Annotated in this window: 21 protein-coding genes; 8 read left to right on the top strand and 13 right to left on the bottom strand. The window is 65.0% G+C overall.

Annotated features, from left to right (window positions below):
- Position 1: 1 nt before the first annotated feature.
- Together FYJ91_RS10960 and alaS are read right to left on the bottom strand one after the other, a co-directional pair.
- Positions 2-439 (bottom strand): hypothetical protein, encoded by a 438-nt coding sequence (locus tag FYJ91_RS10960; protein WP_149522255.1) that lies wholly within the window; start codon positions 437-439, stop codon positions 2-4.
- Complete coding sequence (gene alaS / locus FYJ91_RS10955) at positions 436-3,093, bottom strand: alanine--tRNA ligase (RefSeq protein WP_149522254.1); 2,658 nt, start codon at positions 3,091-3,093, stop codon at positions 436-438. Before alaS ends, FYJ91_RS10960 begins: the two co-directional genes overlap by 4 nt.
- A 70-nt stretch (positions 3,094-3,163) precedes the next feature.
- Between alaS and FYJ91_RS10950 the strand changes: the two genes are divergently transcribed.
- From FYJ91_RS10950 to FYJ91_RS10940, 3 genes are read left to right on the top strand one after another with little or no spacing between them, the layout of a single operon-like run.
- The gene (locus tag FYJ91_RS10950; protein WP_149522253.1) at positions 3,164-3,475 is read left to right on the top strand and encodes a hypothetical protein; all 312 of its coding nucleotides are present in this window, start codon (positions 3,164-3,166) and stop codon (positions 3,473-3,475) included.
- Between the two features lie 4 nt (positions 3,476-3,479).
- Complete coding sequence (locus FYJ91_RS10945) at positions 3,480-3,785, top strand: YciI-like protein (RefSeq protein WP_149522252.1); 306 nt, start codon at positions 3,480-3,482, stop codon at positions 3,783-3,785.
- Complete coding sequence (locus tag FYJ91_RS10940; protein ID WP_149522251.1) at positions 3,785-4,339, top strand: DNA-3-methyladenine glycosylase I; 555 nt, start codon at positions 3,785-3,787, stop codon at positions 4,337-4,339. Before FYJ91_RS10945 ends, FYJ91_RS10940 begins: the two co-directional genes overlap by 1 nt.
- Here the strand turns inward: FYJ91_RS10940 and FYJ91_RS10935 are convergent.
- From FYJ91_RS10935 to dapA, 9 genes are all read right to left on the bottom strand, one after another.
- Positions 4,336-4,881, bottom strand: coding sequence for a DUF4019 domain-containing protein (locus FYJ91_RS10935; protein ID WP_246152565.1), 546 nt, complete (start codon positions 4,879-4,881; stop codon positions 4,336-4,338). The two genes, FYJ91_RS10940 and FYJ91_RS10935, sit on opposite strands and share 4 nt — an antisense overlap.
- The gene (locus FYJ91_RS10930; protein ID WP_149522250.1) at positions 4,868-5,494 is read right to left on the bottom strand and encodes a glutathione S-transferase family protein; all 627 of its coding nucleotides are present in this window, start codon (positions 5,492-5,494) and stop codon (positions 4,868-4,870) included. The genes FYJ91_RS10935 and FYJ91_RS10930 overlap by 14 nt, the downstream gene beginning before the upstream one ends.
- A 36-nt stretch (positions 5,495-5,530) precedes the next feature.
- Positions 5,531-5,881: a VOC family protein gene (locus FYJ91_RS10925; RefSeq protein WP_149522249.1), complete on the bottom strand. Its 351-nt coding sequence runs from the start codon at positions 5,879-5,881 to the stop codon at positions 5,531-5,533.
- A 243-nt stretch (positions 5,882-6,124) separates the two neighbouring features.
- Positions 6,125-7,198, bottom strand: coding sequence for a recombinase RecA (gene recA / locus FYJ91_RS10920; protein ID WP_149522248.1), 1,074 nt, complete (start codon positions 7,196-7,198; stop codon positions 6,125-6,127).
- A 91-nt stretch (positions 7,199-7,289) separates the two neighbouring features.
- Positions 7,290-9,731 carry a hybrid sensor histidine kinase/response regulator gene (locus FYJ91_RS10915; RefSeq protein WP_246152564.1) on the bottom strand — a complete coding sequence of 814 codons (2,442 nt, stop codon included), beginning with the start codon at positions 9,729-9,731 and terminating at the stop codon, positions 7,290-7,292.
- 86 nt (positions 9,732-9,817) lie between these two features.
- Positions 9,818-11,848, bottom strand: coding sequence for a M13 family metallopeptidase (locus tag FYJ91_RS10910; RefSeq protein ID WP_149522247.1), 2,031 nt, complete (start codon positions 11,846-11,848; stop codon positions 9,818-9,820).
- A 58-nt stretch (positions 11,849-11,906) separates the two neighbouring features.
- Positions 11,907-12,518: a DUF2062 domain-containing protein gene (locus FYJ91_RS10905; protein WP_149522246.1), complete on the bottom strand. Its 612-nt coding sequence runs from the start codon at positions 12,516-12,518 to the stop codon at positions 11,907-11,909.
- The gene (smpB, locus tag FYJ91_RS10900; protein ID WP_149522245.1) at positions 12,519-13,001 is read right to left on the bottom strand and encodes an SsrA-binding protein SmpB; all 483 of its coding nucleotides are present in this window, start codon (positions 12,999-13,001) and stop codon (positions 12,519-12,521) included. It lies immediately after the preceding gene.
- Between the two features lie 10 nt (positions 13,002-13,011).
- The gene (dapA, locus tag FYJ91_RS10895; protein WP_149522244.1) at positions 13,012-13,887 is read right to left on the bottom strand and encodes a 4-hydroxy-tetrahydrodipicolinate synthase; all 876 of its coding nucleotides are present in this window, start codon (positions 13,885-13,887) and stop codon (positions 13,012-13,014) included.
- A gap of 124 nt (positions 13,888-14,011) precedes the next feature.
- On the opposite strand from dapA, the gene FYJ91_RS10890 reads away from it, so the two are divergent.
- Positions 14,012-15,973 carry a lytic transglycosylase domain-containing protein gene (locus tag FYJ91_RS10890; protein WP_246152563.1) on the top strand — a complete coding sequence of 654 codons (1,962 nt, stop codon included), beginning with the start codon at positions 14,012-14,014 and terminating at the stop codon, positions 15,971-15,973.
- Here FYJ91_RS10890 and FYJ91_RS10885 read toward each other — a convergent pair.
- Entirely contained in the window at positions 15,946-16,665 is a 720-nt protein-coding gene (locus tag FYJ91_RS10885) for a cistern family PEP-CTERM protein (RefSeq protein ID WP_246152562.1), read from the bottom strand. The two genes, FYJ91_RS10890 and FYJ91_RS10885, sit on opposite strands and share 28 nt — an antisense overlap.
- Positions 16,666-16,802: 137 nt before the next feature.
- Entirely contained in the window at positions 16,803-17,954 is a 1,152-nt protein-coding gene (locus FYJ91_RS10880) for a cytochrome P450 (protein WP_181008453.1), read from the bottom strand.
- 164 nt (positions 17,955-18,118) lie between these two features.
- On the opposite strand from FYJ91_RS10880, the gene FYJ91_RS10875 reads away from it, so the two are divergent.
- From FYJ91_RS10875 to FYJ91_RS10860, 4 genes are all read left to right on the top strand, one after another.
- The gene (locus FYJ91_RS10875; protein ID WP_181008452.1) at positions 18,119-18,640 is read left to right on the top strand and encodes a TetR/AcrR family transcriptional regulator; all 522 of its coding nucleotides are present in this window, start codon (positions 18,119-18,121) and stop codon (positions 18,638-18,640) included.
- Positions 18,641-18,729: 89 nt separating this feature from the next.
- Positions 18,730-19,779 carry a spore coat protein U domain-containing protein gene (locus FYJ91_RS10870; RefSeq protein ID WP_246152561.1) on the top strand — a complete coding sequence of 350 codons (1,050 nt, stop codon included), beginning with the start codon at positions 18,730-18,732 and terminating at the stop codon, positions 19,777-19,779.
- Positions 19,780-19,823: 44 nt separating this feature from the next.
- Entirely contained in the window at positions 19,824-20,564 is a 741-nt protein-coding gene (locus tag FYJ91_RS10865; RefSeq protein ID WP_149522241.1) for a 16S rRNA (uracil(1498)-N(3))-methyltransferase, read from the top strand.
- Positions 20,565-20,616: 52 nt separating this feature from the next.
- On the top strand, positions 20,617-21,987 hold the full coding sequence (locus tag FYJ91_RS10860) for a glutamate--cysteine ligase (protein WP_149522240.1): 1,371 nt from the start codon (positions 20,617-20,619) through the stop codon (positions 21,985-21,987).
- Positions 21,988-22,199 lie beyond the last annotated feature (212 nt).

Below are 22,199 nucleotides of genomic sequence, written 5' to 3'. Positions count from 1 at the left end.
CCTAGCGACCAGCCTGTTCGATCCGCGCCACGCCCAGACCATAGGCCCGTTTCACGAGCTTCAGCCGGTCCTCGCTATCGCGCTCGCCGTTGAACGTCAGGAGCAGTCGATTCCCCCGCATCCGGCCGGTGACGTAGAAATGCAGCGACGGCGCCGCCTTCCCGTCGGGATTGTAGAGCGGCTGATCGAAGTCGAAGCTGAAGCTCTCGCCGGTCCGAACCAGGTCGACGCGATAGGTGCTGTTGCACCACCCTTCGCACATCACGAACTCGGCCCAGGTCTTCGGAGAATCGAGATGCAGTTCGATCTCGTTGCCGACCAGATCGTCAGCTTCGGGGATATGCTTGACGCTGCTGTAGATACCCGACCGCAATGGTGCGGGCATCGCCGCGGCAGGAACGAGCATCGCGACCAGCGCCGCGATGCTCGATATTCTCAAGCAGGCACCTTCGCCAGAACGTCACGCACCGCCGCGACCGCATCTTCTGCCTTGTCGCCATCGGGCCCACCGCCCTGCGCCATGTCGGGACGGCCGCCGCCGCCCTGCCCGCCCAGCGCCGCGACCGCAGCCTTGACGAGGTCGACCGCGCTGACCCGGCTGGTGAGGTCCGCCGTCACGCCCGCCGCGACGCTCGCGCGACCTTCGTTGGTCGCGACGATCACCGACACGCCCGAGCCCAGCTGCTGCTTCGCCTCGTCGACCAGCCCGCGCAGCCCCTTGGGATCGAGCCCGTCGACGACCTGCGCCAGGAACTTCACGCCCGCAATGTCTTCCGGCCCCGCCGCTTCCGCCTTGGCAGCACCGCCGCCCAGCGCCAGCGCCTTCTTTGCCTCGGCCAGTTCGCGCTCGAGCTTGCGACGCTCCTCGACCAGCGCCGCGATGCGCGCGGGCACGTCGTCGGGTGCGGTCTTGAGCGCGGCGGCGGCTTCCTTCAGCCGCTCGTCGCGCTGCGTCAGCCACAGCCGCGCCGCTTCGCCGGTCAGCGCCTCGATGCGCCGCACGCCGCTCGATACCGCGCTTTCCGACACGATCTTGAACAGGGCGATGTCGCCCAGCGCGGAGACGTGCGTGCCGCCGCACAGCTCGACCGAATAATTGTTCTCGTCCGCACGGCCCATCGAGAGCACACGCACCTCATCGCCATATTTTTCGCCGAACAGCGCCATCGCGCCTGCGGCGATCGCGTCGTCAGGGGTCATCAAACGGGTCATCACCTCTTCATTCTCGCGAATGTGCAGGTTCACCTCGGCCTCGACCGCGGCGATATCCTCCGGGGTCATCGGCTTGGGATGCGAGAAATCGAAGCGCAGGCGATCGGCCGAAACCATGCTGCCCTTCTGCGTCACATGCCCGCCGAGCCGATGGCGCAGCGCCGCGTGGAGCAGGTGGGTCGCGGAGTGATTGGCGCGAATCCGCGTCCGCCGATCCTTGTCGACGACGAGATGGAGCGCCGCCCCGACCTTGAGCGTCCCAGCCTTCACCACGCCCTGCATCGCGTGGATGCGGCCCAGCGGCTTGGCGGTGTCGGCGACCTCGATCAGCAGACCGTCATCGCCGGTGACGACGCCCGCATCGCCCATCTGGCCGCCGCTTTCGCCGTAAAAAGGCGTCTGGTTGGTGACGAGCGAGACCTCGTCGCCCGGCCCTGCGCTGTCGACGCGCGCGCCATCCTTGACGATCGCGAGCAACTGGCCTTCGCCGACTTCGCTGACATAGCCGGTGAATTCGGTGCCGCCATGCTCCTCCGCGATGTCGAACCACACTTCAGACGAAGCCTTCTCGCCCGAACCCTTCCACGCCGCGCGTGCCGCCGCTTTCTGTTCGGCCATCGCCGCGTCGAAACCCGCGCGATCGACGCCGAGCCCCTGAGCGCGCAATGCGTCCTCGGTCAGATCATAAGGGAAGCCGAACGTGTCGTAGAGCTTGAACGCGGTCGCGCCGGGCAAAGTATCGCCCTTCGCCATCGAACCCGTCGCCTCATCGAGCAGACGCAGCCCGTTGGCGAGCGTCTGGCGGAAGCGGACCTCCTCCAGCTTCAGCGTCTCTTCGATCAGCGGCTGAGCGCGGACCAGTTCGGGATAAGCGGCGCCCATTTCGGCGACCAGGCTCGGCACCAGACGGTGCATCAGCGGCTCGGCCGCGCCCAGCAGGTGCGCGTGACGCATCGCGCGGCGCATGATCCGGCGCAGCACATAGCCGCGCCCTTCGTTCGCCGGCAGCACGCCGTCGGCGACCAGGAAGCCCGCCGAACGCAGGTGATCGGCGATCACGCGGTGCGACGCCTGATTATCGCCCGTCGTAACCGTCTTGGTCAGTTCGCCCGACGCGGCGATCAGCGCCTTGAACGTATCGGTATCGTAATTGTCGTGGACACCCTGCAGGACGGCGGCGATCCGCTCCAGCCCCATGCCAGTGTCGATCGACTTCTTGGGCAGTTCGCCGACGATCTCGTTGTCGACCTGCTCATATTGCATGAACACGTTGTTCCAGATCTCGATGAAGCGATCGCCATCCTCGTCCGGGCTACCCGGGGGGCCGCCGGGGATGTGATCGCCATGATCGTAGAAGATCTCGGAACAGGGCCCGCACGGGCCGTTATCGCCCATCGCCCAGAAATTGTCCTTGGTCGGGATGCGGATGATCCGGCTTTCGGGCAGGCCGGCGATCTTCTTCCACAGATCGAACGCCTCGTCATCGGTATGATAGACGGTGGCGGTCAGCCTATCGGGGTTGAGCCCCCAGACCTTGGTCAGCAGGGTCCAGGCATGGGTGATCGCCTGTTCCTTGAAATAGTCGCCGAACGAGAAATTGCCGAGCATCTCAAAGAAAGTGTGGTGCCGCGCGGTATAGCCGACATTGTCGAGATCATTGTGCTTGCCGCCCGCGCGCACGCACTTCTGGCTCGACGTCGCAGTCGTGTAGGGCCGCGTTTCAAGGCCGGTGAACACGTTCTTGAACGGCACCATGCCCGCATTCACGAACATGAGCGTGGGATCGTTGTGCGGCACCAGCGGCGCGGATGGCACCACGGCGTGGCCGGCCCCGGCGAAATAATCGAGGAAGGAGCGGCGAATATCGTTGGTCGACGTCATGGGGTCGACTTAGGATAGGACGCGTCGATTGGGAAGATGGGCAGAACGCAGTTCGGCGGAGGGCGATGCGATGTTCAAATTGCTGCTGGTCGCCGGACTGATCGTCCTCGTGATCGCGCTCTATCGGTCGACGCGGCGCGGGCGCTCCGGCGGGGGCGATGCGGGCGGTGGCGATAGCGGCGTCGGCTATGCCGGCACCGACACTTATTATGTGTCGAGTGGCGGCGATAGCGACAGTGACAGCCTGAATCGCTTTTCGGGCGATGGCGGCGATTTCGGCGGCGGCGGAGCGAGCGGCGACTGGAGCGACTCTTCGGACAGCGGCGGCAGCGACAGCGGTAGCGATAGTGGCGGCGGGGATAGCGGCGGGAGCAGCGACTGAGATCATGGCGCATTACATCCTGAGCTACGAATTGGCCCCCGATTATCTCGAACGCCGCGGCACGTTTCGCGCCGATCATCTGGCGCTCGCCTGGGCCGCGGCCGAACGCGGCGATCTGCTGCTCGGCGGCGCGCTCGGCGATCCGGTCGAGGCGGCGATGCTGCTGTTCGCGGGCGACGGGCCGGAGGCGGCCGAGGCGTTCGCGCGGGCCGATCCCTATGTGACCAGCGGTATCGTGCGATCGTGGCGCGTGCTGCCGTGGACCACCGTGGTCGGCGATGCGGCCGCGACGCCGGTGCGGGGCCAGTAATGCCGCGCTGCAGCTGGGCCGAGGGCGATGCGGTGATGTCCGCCTATCATGACGCCGAATGGGGCGTTCCGGTGCGCGATCCGCGGATGCTGTGGGAAATGCTGATGCTGGAGGGGTTTCAGGCGGGCCTTTCGTGGCGGACGATCCTCTATCGGCGCGAAGGCTTTCGCCATGCTTTCGACGGCTTCGATCCCGCGATCGTCGCGACCTACGACGATGCGAAGGTCGAGGCGCTGATGCAGGACGAAGGCATCATCCGCGCCCGCGCCAAGATCCTCGCCACGATCGGCGCGGCGCGGATCTACGGCGAGATGGCGGCGGCGGGCGAGGATTTCTCCGCGTGGCTGTGGAGCTTCGTCGACGGCGAACCGCAGCAGGGCGACGGCACCTCCTTCCCGGTCTCCTCCCCCGCCTCCGAAGCCATGTCCAAGGCACTCAAGAAGCGCGGGTTCAAGTTCGTCGGCCCGGTGATCGTCTATGCGTTCATGCAGGCGGTCGGGATGGTGAACGACCATGCACGCGACTGTCCGCAGCGAGAGCCGATCGCGGCCTAGTCGCTCGCCGGCTGGTCAGCGCCAACACACCCGAACAGTTTCGGCAATTCCTTGCGGCGTTCGGGGGGCATGGCTTTGGCGGCGGCGTGGTCGATGTAGTTTTGTTCTTCGCGGACGAGTTCGAAGCGGCCGGGGGCGGCTTCGTGCCACATGAGATAGCCGCACATCAGATCGAGATTGGCGTAGAGCGCGGTGAAGTCGGTCGCGACGTAGAGGCCGGGGGCGGGCGCGTCGGGCGGGTCGCGATACCAGCTGATCCGGGTGAGCACGCGGCGATCGAGCTTGCCCGCCTCCGACGCGAAACGCGCCTGCGCGTCGGCGAAGAGTTGGGGGGTGAGATAGGCGGTCATGCTGGGGCCGATCAGCTTGTAGGCGCTGGTCGGCTTGCCGTGGTCCTGCGCATCGAACCAGGTCTTCGTCGCCGTCATCAGCGCCGCGCGTTCGGCGGCGGTGCCGGGTTCGCCGACTTCGGGGACCGCCGAAGGCGGCGCCGCGGCGATCAGGGCGAGAGCGGCGAGGACGGCCAACTTATGCATAGGCATAGGGACCACCTTTTTCGAGCGCGGTCTTGTAGGCGGGGCGAGCGTGGATCTTGTCGAGCCATTCGACGATGGTCGGGCGGCGGCCGTCGAGCTTCAGGCGACCGCGCGCGGCCTCCAGCGGGAAGCTCATCATGATGTCGGCGGCGGTGAATTCGGGGCCGGCGAACCAGGGGCGGGTGGCGAGTTCGGCCTCGACATAGTCGATATGGACCATCGCCATTTTCTCGACGAAGCCCTTTGCCGGCCAGCCGAACGGGCCCATCTTTCCAATGACGAGGCTGAGCAGCAGCGGCGGCATCAGCGAGCCTTCGGCATAATCGAGGAAGTAGCGCCAGCGCAGGCCACCGTCGGTGTCGGCAGGCGGGCCGAGCCGGCCACCTGCGAGCGCGACGAGATAGCCGATGATCGTCGCGGTTTCGGCGACGATCCGCCCGTCATGCTCGATCAGCGGTGACTTGCCGAGCGGGTGGATCTTTCGCAGTTCGGGCGGGGCGAGCATCGTGCGCCTGTTCCGCTCGTACCGCTTGACCTCATAGGGAAGGCCAAGCTCTTCGAGCAGCCACAGCACACGCTGCGACCGCGAATTTTCGAGATGATGGACGATGATCGTCATCGGACGCTCCCCCGAACCGGAGGAGCGACACGATCGTCAATCCCCGGGCTCGTTGATATAGACTGCCAATTCGTTGCCCGAAGGCTCGCGGAATTGAAAGCGGCGTCCGCCGGGGAAGGCAAAGATCGGCACTGTGATCTCGCCACCCGCCGCCTCGACCGCGGCGAGCGTCGCTTCGAGATCGTCGGTTTCGATGCCCGCCAATGGCTTGGCCGCCGCTTCGAGCATGTCCCCCTGGAGCGCGATATCGGTGCCCGCGCCCATCGTCGCGGCATAGGTGGGGCCGAACGCGGTCAGGCTCCAGCCGAAAGCGGTTTCGAAGAAGGTCTTGCTGCCCGCGATATCGGCGGCGGGGAGTTCGACATAGTTGAGACGGGCGAAAACCATCTGAGGCTCCGTGTAACATCAAAGGCCACAATGGTCGTGGCTTTTGTGGCCTTTGGATTTCGGCTGGAATTCCCGGAGAAAATGCGACGAAGTGGCAAAAGAACCAAACTCGCTCCTCCCCCGCCAGGGGGAGGTGGCGCCGAAGGCGACGGAGGGGGAGGTCGGCGACCAACTCAAGGACATCGCGTCCTCCCCCTCCGTCAGCTACGCTGACACCTCCCCCTGGCGGGGGAGGATCAACAGTTAGACGTCGTCGTCTTCGGACGGGCCGGCCATCAGCGCTTCGCCGACGCCTTCGGAATTGGCGCGGATCGCCTTTTCGAGGCGGGTGGCGACGTCGGGATTTTCGCGCAGGTAATTCTTCGAATTCTCGCGGCCCTGCCCGATGCGGATCGAGTCGTAGCTGAACCAGGCACCCGATTTCTCGACCAATCCGGCCTTGACGCCGAGATCGAGGATCTCACCGACCTTGGAAATGCCCTCGCCATACATGATGTCGAATTCGACCTGCTTGAACGGCGGGGCAACCTTGTTCTTGACCACCTTCACGCGGGTCGCATTGCCGACGATATCGTCGCGATCCTTGATCTGGCCGGTGCGGCGAATGTCGAGGCGGACCGAGGCGTAGAATTTCAGCGCATTGCCGCCGGTCGTCGTTTCGGGCGAACCGTACATCACGCCGATCTTCATGCGGATCTGGTTGATGAAGATCACGGTGCACTTCGACCGGCTGATCGATCCGGTGATCTTGCGCAGCGCCTGGCTCATCAGGCGTGCCTGAAGGCCGACATGGCTGTCGCCCATCTCGCCCTCGATCTCGGCACGAGGCACGAGTGCGGCGACCGAATCGATCACCAGCACGTCGATCGCGTTCGATCGGACCAGCGTGTCGGCGATTTCGAGCGCCTGTTCACCGGTGTCGGGCTGCGACACGATCAGCTCGTCGATGTTGACGCCCAGTTTCTTGGCATAGACCGGATCGAGCGCATGTTCGGCGTCGATGAAGGCCGCAGTGCCGCCCGCCTTCTGCGCTTCGGCGATCGAATGGAGCGCGAGCGTGGTCTTGCCCGAGCTTTCCGGTCCGAAAATCTCGATGACGCGGCCCTTGGGAAGCCCGCCAATGCCCAGTGCGATGTCGAGCCCGAGCGAACCGGTCGAGACCGCTTCGACCTGCATCGCTTCCTTCGAGCCCAGCTTCATCGCCGAACCCTTGCCGAAGGCGCGGTCGATCTGCGCCAGCGCCGCTTCGAGCGCCTTTTCCCTGTCGATGTTTGCCACGTCCTTGGGGGTTCCTATCAGTTTCAACTGTGCCGACATCTGCGGGCTCCCTCGTAGATAGCGTGTCCGAAAGCTTCAATGCCCGAATACGTATCCGAAATGTTCCAACAGAACAAGTGGAGAACAGATATTATTTATCCGCCGCGCGATCTTCCGCCAGCGTATCGCGCGCGGCCTCGCAAATCTGCTGCACCGAGAAGGGCTTGGGCAGGAAACCGATATTGTCGATATCGATCGATTTGCGCAGCTGTTCCTCGGCATAGCCCGACATGAAGATCACCGGCAGATCCGCCCGCGCCGCGCGTGCGGCGCGCACCATTGCGGGGCCGTCCATCACCGGCATCACAACGTCGGAAATGACGAGATCGACCTCCTGCCCGCTTTCGAGCACCTCCAACCCCTCCTCGCCATTGGTGGCGGTGAGGACGGTGTAACCCTGGCGCGAGAGCGCGCGTTCGGCCACGGCCCGCACCATCGCCTCGTCTTCGACCAGAAGGATGGTGCCGGTGCCCCAAAGCTCGGTCGACGGCTCCTTGGCGGCGGCGCGCTGTGCGGGAATGCTGCCCTTTTCGGCCTCGTGAACGGGCAGGTAGATGACGAAGCTGGTCCCCTTCCCCACCTCCGATTCGGCGAAGATGAAGCCGCCGGTCTGCTTGACGATGCCATAGACGGTGGACAGGCCCAGGCCGGTGCCGCGCCCGACCTCCTTGGTGGTGAAGAAGGGTTCGAAGATCTTGGTGATGATCTCGGGCGGGATCCCGGTGCCGGTGTCGCTCATGCGCAGCGCGACATATTCGGTTATGGGCATGATCTCGATGCCCAGCTTGCGCGTGTCGGCAGCGGAGAGACCGTAGGTCTGGATCGTCAGCGTGCCGCCATCGGGCATCGCGTCACGCGCGTTGACGGCGAGGTTGACGATCACCTGTTCGAGCTGGCCCGGATCGGCGCGGACCGTCTGCAAATTGCGGCCGTGGCTGACGTCGAGCGCGACCCGTTCGCCCAGCAGGCGGCGCAGCAGGCTGGAGATTTCGGAGATGACGTCGGGCAGCTGGAGGATCTGTGGGCGCAGCGTCTGCTGACGCGAGAAAGCGAGCAGCTGGCGGGTCAGCGCGGCGGCGCGGTTCGAGTTCTGCTTGATCTGCTGGATATCGTCATAATCGCTGTCGCCCGGCATGTGGCGCATGCTCATCAGGTCGCAATGGCCGATGATCGCGGTCAGGATATTGTTGAAATCGTGCGCGACGCCGCCGGCGAGCTGGCCCACCGCCTGCATCTTCATCGCCTGCGCGACCTGCCGCTTCAGGCGTGATTCCTCGCTATTGTCCTTCAGGCTGAGGAGGACTGCGGCATCGCCCAACCCCTTCGTCGCGGCGATGGTGAGCGCGACATTCTCCTCCCCCTTCTCCTTCAGCCGAACCGAGAGATCGCCGAACGATCCGCGACCCGAGGCGAAGCGGCGCACCGCGTCGGACACCGACGCCTTGTCGTCTTCGACCACCAGATCGCTGGGGTAGATGACGTGCCCGTCGGGCGCGATGCCGGCTGCGCGGCGGAAGCTGTCGTTCATGAACAACAGCCGCCCGTCGCGATCGGCGAGCGCGAGGCCGAGCGGCAGCATGTTGAGCAACCCCTGCACATTGGGCGCGGCCGGCGCGATCTGCTGCGCGATACCGCCCGCATGGACGGGCAGATCGAACATCAGGAACATCGTCGCGGCTTCGCCATCCGAGCCGTCGAACGCGACCTGCGACAGATGGATCGGCGGCATGTCGCGCGGTTCGCCCGCCAGCCGGATCGCGTCACCCTCGATACGCAGAAGATCAGTGAACAGCCAGCCAGGCGACGCTTCGAGATCGCCCAGCGCGCGTTTGCGAAAGGCGCGATTGGCGGCGATCCCGCGCCCCTCCCTGTCGACCAGCGCCACCATGATGCCGGCCCCACCAAAGCGCCGCCCGTTCTCGCCGCTGATCCAGCCGGCAATCTCCGAAACGCCGTCGATCCGGCGCAACTGGCGGAACCGCCAGACGATGTGCGCGCCATCCTCGCCCGCCGCGCGCAGCACGACATCGACAGTGCCGCGATCGGTGACGAGACCGGGAAGGTTCGCGATCCCGTCGCGCCGCGCGATCATCCGCGCTTCATCCAGCCGCCGCCGCGATTCTTCGGGCAGCGGCAGAGCGGGCGGGGTCGGCAGGCCACCGAACCAGTTCTGGAAACGCCGGTTGACGCAGGCGAGGCTGCCGTCGGGCCGGGTGATCGCCACCGCGCAATCCGAATCCTCGATCACGCCGACGATCAGGTTCATGTCAGGCCCCGATACGCGCGCGGTCGCGACCGGCTGACGATAGCGCAGCAGCGCATAAATCAGCATGCCGAGGATCGCGGCGATGAACGCGATCAGGAACACGCTGGCGCTGCGAGCATCGGTGACAGTGCCCCACACGGCCACCACAGTCCCCGCCGACAGCAGCATGAACATCGTGATGCCGATGCCATAGAGCAACGTGCGGCTCGACGCGCGCGCATGCGCCTTTGCCGGCTTGGTGGACGACGGGAGAAATTGGCTGGCCATACCAACCTGTCCCCCCGGCGACGGGGGACGTCAAGCCGGGGAAGTGATCGACCTGATCCTCCCCCGCCAGGGGGAGGATCAGAAGGTTACCAGATACGGATGCGCTGATCGGGCGCGAGATAGATCTTCTGGCCGGGCTTGGGATCATAAGCCGAGTAGAAGGGATCGAGGTTGCGGACGACCCAGGCGCGCTGCATCGAGGGCGAATGCGGATCGGTCAGCAGGCGCTGGCGCAGGTTCGCCTCGCGATAGTTGCGGCGCCACACCTGCGCCCAGCCCAGGTAGAAACGCTGGTCGCCGGTGAAACCGTCGATCACCGGCGCTTTCTTGCCGCCCAGCGAGATCATGTACGCCTCATGCGCGACCGTGAGCCCCGCGAGATCGGCGATGTTCTCACCCTGGGTCAGCGCACCCTGAATGTGCATGCCGGGCAGCGGCTCATAGGCGTCATATTGCTTCACGACCTTGTCGGTCAGCGCGTTGAACGCCTTGACGTCTTCGGTCGTCCACCAGTCGGACAGGCGGCCGTGCATGTCGTACTTCGCGCCCTGATCGTCGAAATGATGGCTGATCTCATGCCCGATCACCGCGCCGATGCCGCCATAGTTCACAGCCGGATCGGCGTTCGGATCGAAGAAGGGCGGCTGCAGGATCGCGGCCGGGAAGACGATCTCGTTCATGCCGAAATTGGCGTAGGCGTTGATTTCCATCGGGGTCATCCCCCATTCGCTGCGATCGAGCGGCTTGCCCAGCTTGTTGAGGCCGCGATTCCATTCGAATTCCGCCGAACGCATGACGTTGCCGGCCAGATCATCACGCTTGATCACGAGCACCGAATAATCGCGCCACTTGTCGGGATAGCCGATCTTCGGGGTGAACGCCGCCAGCTTGGCGCGTGCCTTCACCTTGGTTTCGGGCGCCATCCAGGTGAGGCCGTCGATGCGCTTGCCCATCGCGGCGATGATGTTCTTGACGAGCTGATCGGCGGCCGCCTTCGTCTCCGGCGTGAACCAGCGCTTCACATATTCCTGGCCCAGATCCTCGCCGATATTGTCCTTGATCAGCGTGACACCACGCTTCCAGCGCGCCGAATTCTCCGGCGTGCCGCTCAGCACGGTCTGGTTGAACGCGAAGTCGGCGTCGACGAATTGCTTCGACAGATACGGCGACATCGCGTTGATCAGGTTGAGCTCGACATAGTCCTTGAGGACGGCGAGCGGGGTCGCCTCGAACACCTTGGCCGAGCCGGTGAACGCGGTCGGCTGCGCGACGAGGAAGGCGGGCTGCGCATCGACGCCCGACGCCTTCAGGAAGGCATCCCAATCGAAGCCGGGGGCGTTCTTCGCGAAATCGGCGCGCTGCCACTTGTTATAGGTCTTGGTGCTGTCGCGGCTGTCGACGCGGGTCCAGTGGACCTTGGCCAGCTCGGTCTCGAACGCGACCACGGCGGCGGCACGCGCGGCGGCGTTCGGCTCGCCCGCCAGCGTGAGGAGCCGGGTCAGATAGGCGGCATATTTGGTGCGAGTCTCGACGATCTGCGCGTCGGTCTTGAGGTAATAATCGCGGTCGGGGAGGCCGAGGCCGCCCTGATAGCTGCTGACGATGTTATTCTCGGGATCCTTGTCGTCCTGACCGACATACAGGATGAAGGGCGCATTGACGCCGATCTTGCGCAGCTTCGCCATTTCGGCGGCGACGGCGGACTTGTCCTTGAGCGCCTTGATCTCGGCGATCGTCGGGGTCAGCGGCTTGATGCCCAGCGCGTCGACCGTCTTTTCGTCGGTGAAGCTGGCATACATGTCGCCGATGCGGGTGCCCGGGGTCTTGGAGATTTCCTCGAGGATGTCGTGGCTGCGCGCGATCGACAGTTCGTCGAGGACCGAGAACATGCCGAAGTTCGAGCGATCGGCCGGGATCTGGGTCGTCTTGGCCCAGGTGCCGCTCGCATAACCGTAGAAGTCATCGCCGGGGGCGATCGACTTGTCCATGCCGTCCGTGTCGAAGCCGAAGCTGCCATAGGTCGGCTTCTTGGACGGGGCGGCGGTGGCGGCAGCGGCGGGCGAGACGGCGGACGCCAGCATGGTGCTCGCGGCCAGCGCGATCAGGAACGTCTTCATCGGGAAACCTCTGTATTATCTTGCTATGACGGTTGGCTAAGCCCGCCTCGAAGCAAGATCAACCCCGATGATGGCCGTGTTCGTCGTAATGATCGGGGTGGGCCCGCTCATGCGCGCGCTCGATCCGCTGGCGGGTGCGCAGGGTCCACTTATGGGCGATCCACCAGCGCCAGAAGAAGGCGGCCGCAAGGTAGCCGACGGCCGCTGCGACCACCGAGATCACGAACAGCCCCAGCACCAGCGCCGGCGCGGCCGAGGAAGCAAGCCAGCTAAGCCAGTCCCCGATCGATGCGCCTTGATCGATCATCACCATCACCGTGCCAACATCGGCGGTCGAATGGATGAAGTGATTACCGACGATCAACGACAGATAGAGGATGAACGGCGTCGTCGCCGGATTGCTGAGGAACGTCCCCGCAACCGCGATCGGCACGTTGGCGCGGCACGGCAAAGCCAGCAGGCACGCGCCAATGATCTGCAGCCCCGGGATCATCAGGAAGATGCCGACGATCAGGCCCAGCGCCACCCCGCGCGGTACCGAACGGCGCGTGAAGCGCCACAGGCTCGGCTCCAGCACGCGATGCGCGAAGGGGCGCAGCCAGCGCACCTCCTCCAGCGATTCCCGCGTCGGGGCGTGCTTGCGCCACCAATTGCCGATCCGCGCGAACATTCAGCCGCGCTCGCGCATCAGGCGGCCCTGCTCGCGCTTCCAGTCACGCGCCTTCTCGGTATCGCGCTTGTCGTGGAGCTTCTTGCCCTTGGCGAGCGCAAGTTCGACCTTCGCGCGGCCGCGTCCGTTGAAATAGACCGACAGCGGGACCAGCGTCATGCCTTCGCGCGACACAGCGTTGCGCATCTTTTCGATCTGGCGTTCGCGCAGCAGCAGCTTGCGGGGGCGCTTTGGCTCGTGATTGAAGCGGTTGCCGAAATTATATTCGGGGACGTTGGCGTTCACCAGCCACACCTGCCCGTCCTTCACCTCGGCATAGCTTTCGGCGATCGAACCCTCGCCGAAGCGCAGCGATTTCACCTCGGTCCCCGTCAGCGCGATTCCGGCTTCGAAGAATTCCTCGAGGAAATATTCGTACCGCGCGCGCCGGTTCTCGGCGACGACCTTGGTCTTTTCGAATTCGGGGGGATGCGGACGGGCCATTCAGATTCCGTCAGACCAGGCCCGCATGCGCCAGCGCCGCGTCGACGGCCTTGCGGCTCGCCTCGGAAGGCCAGGTCATCGGCATGCGCAGCTCGTTGGGGAAATCGGGATAGACACGGGTGAGCGCATATTTGATCGGGCCAGGTGAAGCATCGCTGAACAACGCGGCGTGGAGCGGAAAGAGCCGATCCTGCAGCGCAAGCGCGTCGGCCCAGCGCCCTTCGGCGCAGGCGGCCTGAAAATCGGCAGCCAGCTTCGGCGCGACATTGGCCGTCACCGAGATGCAGCCCTTGCCGCCCATCGCCATGAAGCCGAGCGCCATATCGTCATTGCCCGACATCTGGCAGAAATCGGGGCCGCACGCCGCCCGCTGCGCCGAAACCCGCTCGACCTTGCCGCTCGCATCCTTGATCCCGATGATCGTGGGCAGTTCGGCCAGCTTGCCCAGGGTTTCGGGCAAGATGTCGGTCACGGTGCGCGCGGGCACGTTGTAGACGACGATCGGCAGATCGTTGTTCGCCGCCAGATAGCGGTAATGCGCCAAAATGCCGTCCTGGTTCGGGCGGTTATAATAAGGCAGCACGACCAGCGCCGCAGCCGCGCCGGCGGCCTTTGCGTGGTGCATATGTTCCAGCGCGACCATCGTGTCGTTCGATCCGCAGCCAGCAATTACGGGCACGCGCCCTTTCGCCTGATCGATGCAGACCCTAACTACATGGTTATGTTCTTCGATCGACATCGTGGCGCTTTCGCCCGTCGTGCCGCATGGCACGAGCGCGGAAGAACCCTGTTCGATCTGCCAATCGACGAAGCCACGAAACAGTTTCTCGTCGAACGCCCCGTCGCGAAACGGTGTCACCAGCGCCGGTATCGATCCACTGAACATCAGCCACTCCCTTCACCTCACGATGCCAGGGGGGCATAAGGCACCCATGACCGACCCGCGAGATCGTGCTGCGCCCAATAGGTTTCAGCCCCCTGCCCTGTCCAGCCGCGCCCGCCGTCTTTTTATGCCGGGCCTGCTTCTCCTCTCCACGGCCGCGCTTGCCGCAGTGGTGGCGCAGGACGAGCCGACTCGGCCCGCGCCCGCCCCTCCGGGCTTTGCGGGCTGGAACGAAACCGCGCTGCGCCAGGCGATTGCCGACTGGCGGCGGCTTCGCGGCAACGATTCGCTGCCGTTCCAGAGCTATGCCAGCTTCCTGACCGCGCATCCCGGCTGGCCGGGCGACACCGCCATGCGCCGCGCGGCCGAGCGCCGGATCGATCCGAACAATTACACGCCCGGCGATGTCGTCACCTTCTTCACCCGCACCCCGCCGCTGACGGCAGCAGGCCAGGCGCGCTATGCCGAGGCGCTGGCTGCGACCGGCCGATCGGGCGAGGCGCGGACCGCCGCGGCCGCCGCCTGGGGCATGAAGGGGCTGTCGGCCGACGATGAAGGGCGTCTGCTCACCCGGTTCGGGGGGCAGTTCAGCGCATCCGACCATGATCGCCGCATGGAACGCCTGCTGTGGGATCGTAACGCCACCGCCGCATCGCGCTTCCTGACGCTCGCCACCCCCGCGCGCCGGCCGCTATACGAGGCGCGGATCGCGCTGATCCGCAACGATCCCGATGCGGCGACGCGTGTCGTCGCGGCGGGCGAAGCCGCCAATCGCGATCCGGGTTTCCTTCTGGATCGGGCGCGCTGGATGCGCGATCGGGGCAATGGGTTCGACGCGCGCGTCTGGCTGGCGCAATCGCGCACCCTGTCGGGCGTGCCCTATGACGCCGCGATCTGGCTCGATACTTTGTTCCAGTTCGGACGACAGGCCGCGGCCGACAATCAGAACGACCTTGCCTTCGCCATCGCGCGCCATGCCGAGGAGACCTATCCGTCGGGCACGCAGGTCCGCGATCGCCCGTTCGACGAGCGCGACGATTATACCAACCTGATGTGGCTGGGCGGCACGGTGGCGCTCAAGCGGATCGGCCGTCCCGCCGATGCGATGACGATGTTCGATCGCTATGCGCGCGCCGCGCAAAGCCCGTCGACCCAGACCAAGGGCATGTACTGGGCCGGACGCGCCGCGGAACAGGCGAACAAGTCGGATTGGGCAAACAGCTATTTCGGCCAGGCAGCGTCGCATATCGACCAGTTTTACGGCCAGCTCGCCGCCGAACGCCTCGGCCGCCAGCTCACCATGCCCGCCGATTCCAACCGCGCCGTTGCGCCCACCGAACGCGCCGCGTTCGAAGCGAGCGAGGTCGTGCGCGCCACGCGCCTGCTGGGCCGCGACGGGCAGTGGCAGGATCAGACTGCGTTCATCCGCCTGATCGCCAGCGACGCCAAGACCGACATCGACCATGCGCTGGCGGGCGAGCTTGCACGCTCGATCGGACGGCCCGATCTGGGCGTGATGGTGTCGCGTGCGGCGCGGACAAGCGGCACCCCCGATCCGCTGCGCATCGGCTTCCCAACCGTCGCGGTGCCGCCGGCCATGGCGGATCACTGGACGATGGTCCACGCGATCAGCCGGCAGGAAAGCCAGTTCGATCGGCAGGCGACAAGCCGCACCGGTGCGCGCGGCCTGATGCAGCTGATGCCCGCCACCGCGAAGGAGCAGGCAGGCAAGGTCGGCCTGCCCTACGATCCCGCGCGACTTGCCGAGGTCGACTATAACGTGATGCTGGGATCGTCCTTTTTCGATCGCATGCTCAATTATTACAACGGTAGCTATGTGCTTGCGATCGCAAGCTACAATGCCGGCCCCGGCAACGTGAACAAGTTCATCCGCGCGAACGGCGATCCGCGCATGCCCGGCGTCGATGTGGTCGACTGGATCGAGGCGATCCCGTTCGAAGAGACCCGCGGCTATGTCCAGCGCGTGCTGGAAAATGCGGTGGTCTATGACCTGATGAACCCATCACGGGCGCGCACGCCGACGAAGAACCGGCTGTCGACCTACCTCGCCAAGAAGACGCCGGGCTGAGGCGAGAACGCCGAGCCCCGGCGGCGCATTGCCATTCCCACCAGCCCGAAGCCGGTGAGCATCAGCATCCACGTTGCCGGATCGGGCGCCGCGCCGACCACGCCGCCATCAAGTCCGATCAGCGAACCCGTGCCCACGCCCGAGCTCGATCCGTTGATCTTCGGGTTGATTGACTGGAAGCGAACAGCAAAGTCGCTCAGTTCGATAGACGACATCGCATTGGCGAATGTCAGCGCGAACGTGCCGCTGCCCGATTGATCGGGATTTGAGGTCAGCCCCGCGCCATTACCCGTGCAGGTGCCGTTGCTGACGGCCGTAAAGCAGATTTCGATATTGCCGATGCCCTGAGGATAATTGGCGTTGGTGTTCGAATATCCGAAATAGCCGGTCGACGATACCGAAGAGATATTGGGAGCTGCATTAAACCCGAACGAACTCAACCGTGAATCATAGTTAGAATTGTTGAGCATATTATAGGTAAAGTTGAACGTTTTTCCCGCATTCGATACGCTTGTGAAGGTAAAGTTACCTTGGGCCGTGACGTTGTTGGTCGTCACCCCACCAACCAGCCCGGTATAGGCCATTGCAAATGACTGACCTGCGGCATTGCTATTGATGACGATGCCCGCACTGGCCGGAGCCATCGCGCAAACGGCAACCAAAAGCCCCACAACAAAACGCATCGAACGCATAACATCCTCCCGAGCCGGCCACCGCGACCGATTGCCCGATGAGCGGTCGCCTAACCCGGAAGTCGAAAACGTGCAATTGTTGGCTTTTCTTACACTATGCCATTACTTAACCATTTTCCTGATATTCATTCGCATTATTATTTGTAGCAGCGGATATTACACCCGCGCAATTCATAGCCGGTGATCAGCGGATTCCAGCCGACGCTGGGTGCATCGATCAGCCGGATGCCCGGCACACGCAGCAGGCGATCGAGGAAAATCGCCGCCTCCAGCAGCGCCACGCCGGCACCGGGACAGCGATGCGCGCCGTCGCCGAAGGCCATTCCTGCAGCGCCCACGCGCGGCGCGCGGTCGCGATCGGGGTCGATGCGATGCGGGCAGGCGCCCATCGCCTGCGGATCGCCATTGGCGGCGCGGATATCGAGCGCCACGGGCGCGGGCTCGCCTTCGCGCTGGCGATAAAGCGTGCCGACCACGGGCTCGAGCCGCAATATCTCCTCAAGGATCGCGAGTCGCCCCACCTCGTCGGTCTCGCGAAAGCGATCGGCGAGGTGCGGGTCTTCGAGCAGGTGCCACGCCGCCATCGTGATGAACTCACGCGTCGTCACCATCCCCGCCGCGCCATAAGTGAAGCATTCAGTGAGGATCGACCGGTCGCTATAGCCTTCGGCGATCAGGTGCGAGATGACGTCTTCGCGCGGGGCCTTCATCCGCGAGCGGATCGCGGGGCGGACGTCGCGGAAATAGAAGGACCAGAGGCGGAACTGGCCCTGAAAGAAGCTCGCGAACTGCGCGAGCCGGTTATCCTTCAGCGCCAGATCCGCATCGAAGAATCGATCGAGCCGCCGCGCCATCCCATCCCGGTCGCTGTTGGTCAGGCCGACGATATCGGCCGCGACCGCGACGGCGAGGCGCAGGCTCATCCGGTCGAGCGTCGCGTCCCCCTTCGCCTGAAACCCGGCGATGAGTTCGTCGGCTTCGGCCTCGATCAGCGCGCGATAGCGTGTGGTGACGGTGCGCGGGGCGAAGAAACGTGCGGTGGCGGCGCGCTGGCGGCGGTGCGCGTCACCTTCGAGGAACAGGATCGGCGCGAACCGCATATCGGCATAACGCCGGATCAGATCGGCCTTGAAGCCCGCCTGGGTCGCGCTTTCATCGCGCAGCACCGCACGCACGCCGGCATGATCGACGATCCGATCAGCCGACTGGGTTGATCCTCCGGCGACGGCACTGGCGGTCTTTCGGTCATCGCCACTGCGATCCGCATGAACAGGGCAATGTTCGGTCATCGGACATTCTCCACCACATAGACACAACGGGCCTTGCCTTCGGACGGACAGCCATCCTAGGGCAGTCGAAACGATTGCGTGACATATGATAACCAGTGGATCATAAAACAAGAGTGGCACCGACACGACATCAAGCGGACGATCGCTGGCGCAAGGATGCGCGGGTGGTACGGACACGCGCAGCACTGCGATCGGCATTGGTCGAGCTGCTAGCCCGACATGACTTTCCGGACGTCACCGTGGGGATGATCGTGGAGGAGGCGGGCGTCGGCTATGCCACGTTCTTCCGCCATTTTGCCGATCCGACCGCGCTGCTGACCGACATCGCCGACGCCACGATCACCGAGTTCATGACGGCGATGATGCCGACCCTGCTGTCGGCCGATCGCCTGAGTGTGACGCGGGTGTTGGTCGATTTCATCGCCGACAGGACGGCCTTGTGCCGCGCGCTGCTGATCGGCGGAGGCGAAGTGGTGCGGCGTGACGCGATGGCGCGCGCGATCGAACATGGCACCGCCGTGCCGGTGATTTTCCACCCCGACATTCCGCTCGACCTGGCGGTGACGCACGCCGTCAACGCGATCTTCAGCACGGTCGCATGGTGGCTGGGGCCGGGACAGGGCATGAGCCGCGATCGCTTCGCCGAGATGCTCGAACGGCTGGCGATGGCGCCGGTAAGATCGTGACCGATCATCTATTGGTCTAATCGCGCCCCTTGCGGGCGGGCGGATTAGGCAATCGGTAAGCATGCGCGGCCAAGCCCGGCAGCATGTTCGTGAACCGCTTCTTCAGTTGGACGCGCCGACGGCCGACATGGCCGCTCATGGCGCTGCTTGGCGCGATCCTGTGCGCGTGGACCTCAGCCGGCAACGCCTGCGGCGTGACGACGCCCACATCGGTTACAGTCGGCCCCTTCTCCCCTTCCGCGATCAAGGGCGGCGCCGTGCCGCTCACCCCGACGTTGGGCGGGTTTTCGTGCACCAGTTCGACCGTGCTGGGCCTGCTCAGCGGCAACTATCTGAAGGCGACGGTTCCGGGTGCTGCCAGCCTGCAGCTCACATCGGGCGGCAATATCGTCACATACAAGCTTTATGCCGATGCTGCGGGGACCACGGAGCTCAAGCCGGGCGTGATGGCTTATTATATCAACGGATCGGTGCTGAGCCTGCTCTCCACGAGCACGACCAACGTGCCCGTCTATTTCAAGCTGGCCAGCGCGGGCTATCCGCCCGCCGGCACCTATACGGGCAGCTTCCAGATCAAGTGGGAATGGTATTTCTGCTCGGTCAACGCGCTGGGTATCTGCATTCTCGGCCCGATCGACAGCGGCAACGTCACCGGAACGGTCAACGTCACCCTCACCGTCCAGCCCAACCCGCCGACTGTGAGCATCGCGATGGGCGCCGCGACCTGGAACCCGGTGGAGGGCACCAGCAACCCCAAGGCGCTGCCCGGCAGCAAGCGGCGTATGACCGTGACCGTCACCAACCCCGACATCGTCGCGGTCGACGCCAACGTCCTCCAGATCACCGTCCCCACCCCGCCCAAGATGACGATCGCGCTCGACGGCGACGGCACGGGCGGTAATGTCGTGCGGACGACCGACGGCAATCCGGCTTCCGGCCTGACGCTCAGCTATGTCTCGTCGACCAGCACCGGCGACAATGTCGAGTTCGCATCGGACGGGGGCACGAACTTCACCTATGCGCCGGCCGCAGGCGACGCCACGTCGCAGGCCGCCGTGACCCATGTGAAGTTCCGCCCGCAGGGCAGCATGGCGGCCGGATCGAGCTACAGCATCTCGATCCCGTTTTCGGTCAACTGATCGCCACGGATGACGGAGGCGGGCAGTCGTGTTAGCGCACGGCCATGCCCGCCACCCCCGCCTGGCCGCCCGCGAGCCTGCCCCGCCTGTTCGTCGATGAAGCGCTGTCGCAGGATCAGCACCTGATGATCGACGGTGCGCAGGCGCATTATCTGGCGGGCGTGATGCGCCGGAAGGCGGGCGATCAGATCATCCTGTTCGACGATCGCACCGGCGAATGGCTTGCCACGATCGAAAGCGTCGCCAAGCGCAACCTGGTCATCCACCTGACCGAGAAACTGCGTGAGCGCGAGGCGGTGCCCGACCTGTGGCTGGTCGCCGCGCCGATCAAGAAGGACCGGATCGACTGGGTCGCGGAAAAAGCGAGCGAGCTGGGCGTCGCGCGCTGGCGGCCCGTTATCACCCACCGCACGATCGTCGACCGGCTCAACCTCGATCGGCTGCGGTCGCACATGATCGAGGCGGCCGAGCAATGCGAGCGCACCGCCCTCCCCCTGCTCGACGAACCGGTGAAGCTCGCCGCGCTGCTGCGTGAATGGCCCGCCGATCGCCAGCTGATCTTCGCCGACGAGGAAGGCGGCCTGCCGATGGTTCAGGCGATCCGCCCCGGCCCCGCCGCGATCCTGATCGGCCCTGAAGGCGGCTTCACCCCCGAGGAACGCGCTGCGATCCGCGCCATCCCACAGGCGAGCGGCATCTCGCTCGGCCCCCGCATCCTGCGCGCCGACACGGCGACGGCGGCAGCGATCGCGGTGTGGATGAGCCACGCGGGCGACTGGCGCTGACCCGCGCAAAAGCTCTGGCACCCTACCGATCGGTAGGTTATTGCGCCGCCCCATGAGCACTCGCGAAGCCGGCACCGGCACCGACCCCGTCATCGAAAGCCGCGCTGACCTGATCTCGGTCTTCTCCGGAGGCGAGAAACCCAAGGCCCGATGGCGCATCGGCACCGAGCACGAGAAGTTCGTGTTCTTCGAGGACGATCGCCGCGCACCGAGTTACGAGGAACGCGGCGGCATCCATGCGTTGCTGATCGCGCTGACCAGGTTCGGCTGGGAGCCGATCTACGAGGGCGAGAACGTCATCGCGCTCAAGGGCGCCGACGGCAATGTCAGTTTGGAGCCCGCAGGCCAGTTCGAGCTGTCGGGCGCGCCGCTCGACAATCTGCACGAGACCTGCGCCGAAACCGCGCGGCATCTCAGCCAGGTCAAGGACGTCGGCGAGAAGCTCGGCATCGGTTTCCTGGGCGTGGGCCTGTGGCCCGACAAGACCCGCGAAGAGCTGCCGATCATGCCCAAGGGCCGCTACGACATCATGCTGCGGCACATGCCGCGCGTCGGATCGATGGGCCTCGACATGATGCTGCGCACCTGCACCATCCAGACCAACCTCGATTATTCGAGCGAGGCGGACATGGTGAAGAAGTTCCGCGTCAGCCTGGCGCTCCAGCCGCTCGCAACCGCATTGTTCGCCAATTCGCCCTTTCTGGAGGGCAAGCCCAATGGCTTCCTGAGCTATCGCAGCCACATCTGGACCGACACCGATCCGCACCGCACCGGCATGCTGCCCTTCGTCTATGAAGACGGCTTCGGCTATGAGCGCTACGCCGATTACATGCTGGACGTGCCGATGTATTTCGCGTTTCGCGACGGCTATGTCGATGCGTCGGGCCTCGACTTCAAGGACTTCCTGAAGGGCGAGCTTTCGGCCCTGCCCGGCGAGAAGCCGACGATCGCCGACTGGAACGACCACCTGTCCACCGCCTTCCCCGAGGTGCGGCTCAAGAGCTTCCTCGAGATGCGCGGCGCCGATGGCGGCCCGCACGACCGGATCTGCGCGCTCCCGGCCTTCTGGGTCGGCCTGCTGTACGACGACGTCGCGCTCGACGCGGCATGGGACGAGATCAAGCATTGGACGATCGAGGATCACCACCGCATCCGCGCCGAAGTGCCCAAGCTCGGCCTCAAGGCGAAGGGGCCGCGCGGCCGCGATTTCCAGGCGCTCGGCAAGATCATCCTCGACATCGCCGATGCGGGCCTCAAGGCGCGCGCGCGCCTCAATGCGGGCGGCGAGGACGAGCGGGTGTTCCTCGATCCGCTGCGCGTGATCCTGGAGAGCGGAAAGACGCCCGCCGAGCGGCTGCTTGAACTCTATCACGGCCCCTGGGGCGGCGACATTTCGGGCGTGTATCGGGACGCGCGTTTCTGACGCCGGTTGCCTATTGATTCGATAGGCAAATGAACTTGTCCACCGGTCTCAGTTGACCAATAGGTTAGACATCGATGTTTGTAGTTGGTGGCAACCCGCGCCAACTTTGGCGGATTTCCGCCATTCGCAAACGGCTGCAAATCTTTAGTAGCGCGCCCCGATTTTCCTGCCTATCCAGCGTCCCGCTACGTCAGCGAAGAGCCCGATAGGGC

This window comes from Sphingomonas montanisoli, assembly GCF_008274695.1.
Classification (GTDB): Bacteria; Pseudomonadota; Alphaproteobacteria; order Sphingomonadales; family Sphingomonadaceae; genus Rhizorhabdus; species Rhizorhabdus montanisoli.
The sequence above is the reverse complement of the archived record's forward strand: the minus strand, read 5'-3'. Positions and strand labels throughout refer to the sequence as shown.

Coding starts and splice junctions, on each gene's coding strand:
- alaS (WP_149522254.1), bottom strand. CDS start 3,093: ATGACGTCGACCAACGATATTCGCCGCTCCTTCCTCGATTATTTCGCC.
- FYJ91_RS10950 (WP_149522253.1), top strand. CDS start 3,164: ATGTTCAAATTGCTGCTGGTCGCCGGACTGATCGTCCTCGTGATCGCG.
- FYJ91_RS10945 (WP_149522252.1), top strand. CDS start 3,480: ATGGCGCATTACATCCTGAGCTACGAATTGGCCCCCGATTATCTCGAA.
- FYJ91_RS10940 (WP_149522251.1), top strand. CDS start 3,785: ATGCCGCGCTGCAGCTGGGCCGAGGGCGATGCGGTGATGTCCGCCTAT.
- FYJ91_RS10935 (WP_246152565.1), bottom strand. CDS start 4,881: ATGCCTATGCATAAGTTGGCCGTCCTCGCCGCTCTCGCCCTGATCGCC.
- FYJ91_RS10930 (WP_149522250.1), bottom strand. CDS start 5,494: ATGACGATCATCGTCCATCATCTCGAAAATTCGCGGTCGCAGCGTGTG.
- FYJ91_RS10925 (WP_149522249.1), bottom strand. CDS start 5,881: ATGGTTTTCGCCCGTCTCAACTATGTCGAACTCCCCGCCGCCGATATC.
- recA (WP_149522248.1), bottom strand. CDS start 7,198: ATGTCGGCACAGTTGAAACTGATAGGAACCCCCAAGGACGTGGCAAAC.
- FYJ91_RS10915 (WP_246152564.1), bottom strand. CDS start 9,731: ATGGCCAGCCAATTTCTCCCGTCGTCCACCAAGCCGGCAAAGGCGCAT.
- FYJ91_RS10910 (WP_149522247.1), bottom strand. CDS start 11,848: ATGAAGACGTTCCTGATCGCGCTGGCCGCGAGCACCATGCTGGCGTCC.
- FYJ91_RS10905 (WP_149522246.1), bottom strand. CDS start 12,518: ATGTTCGCGCGGATCGGCAATTGGTGGCGCAAGCACGCCCCGACGCGG.
- smpB (WP_149522245.1), bottom strand. CDS start 13,001: ATGGCCCGTCCGCATCCCCCCGAATTCGAAAAGACCAAGGTCGTCGCC.
- dapA (WP_149522244.1), bottom strand. CDS start 13,887: ATGTTCAGTGGATCGATACCGGCGCTGGTGACACCGTTTCGCGACGGG.
- FYJ91_RS10890 (WP_246152563.1), top strand. CDS start 14,012: ATGCCGGGCCTGCTTCTCCTCTCCACGGCCGCGCTTGCCGCAGTGGTG.
- FYJ91_RS10885 (WP_246152562.1), bottom strand. CDS start 16,665: ATGCGTTCGATGCGTTTTGTTGTGGGGCTTTTGGTTGCCGTTTGCGCG.
- FYJ91_RS10880 (WP_181008453.1), bottom strand. CDS start 17,954: ATGACCGAACATTGCCCTGTTCATGCGGATCGCAGTGGCGATGACCGA.
- FYJ91_RS10865 (WP_149522241.1), top strand. CDS start 19,824: ATGCCCGCCACCCCCGCCTGGCCGCCCGCGAGCCTGCCCCGCCTGTTC.
- FYJ91_RS10860 (WP_149522240.1), top strand. CDS start 20,617: ATGAGCACTCGCGAAGCCGGCACCGGCACCGACCCCGTCATCGAAAGC.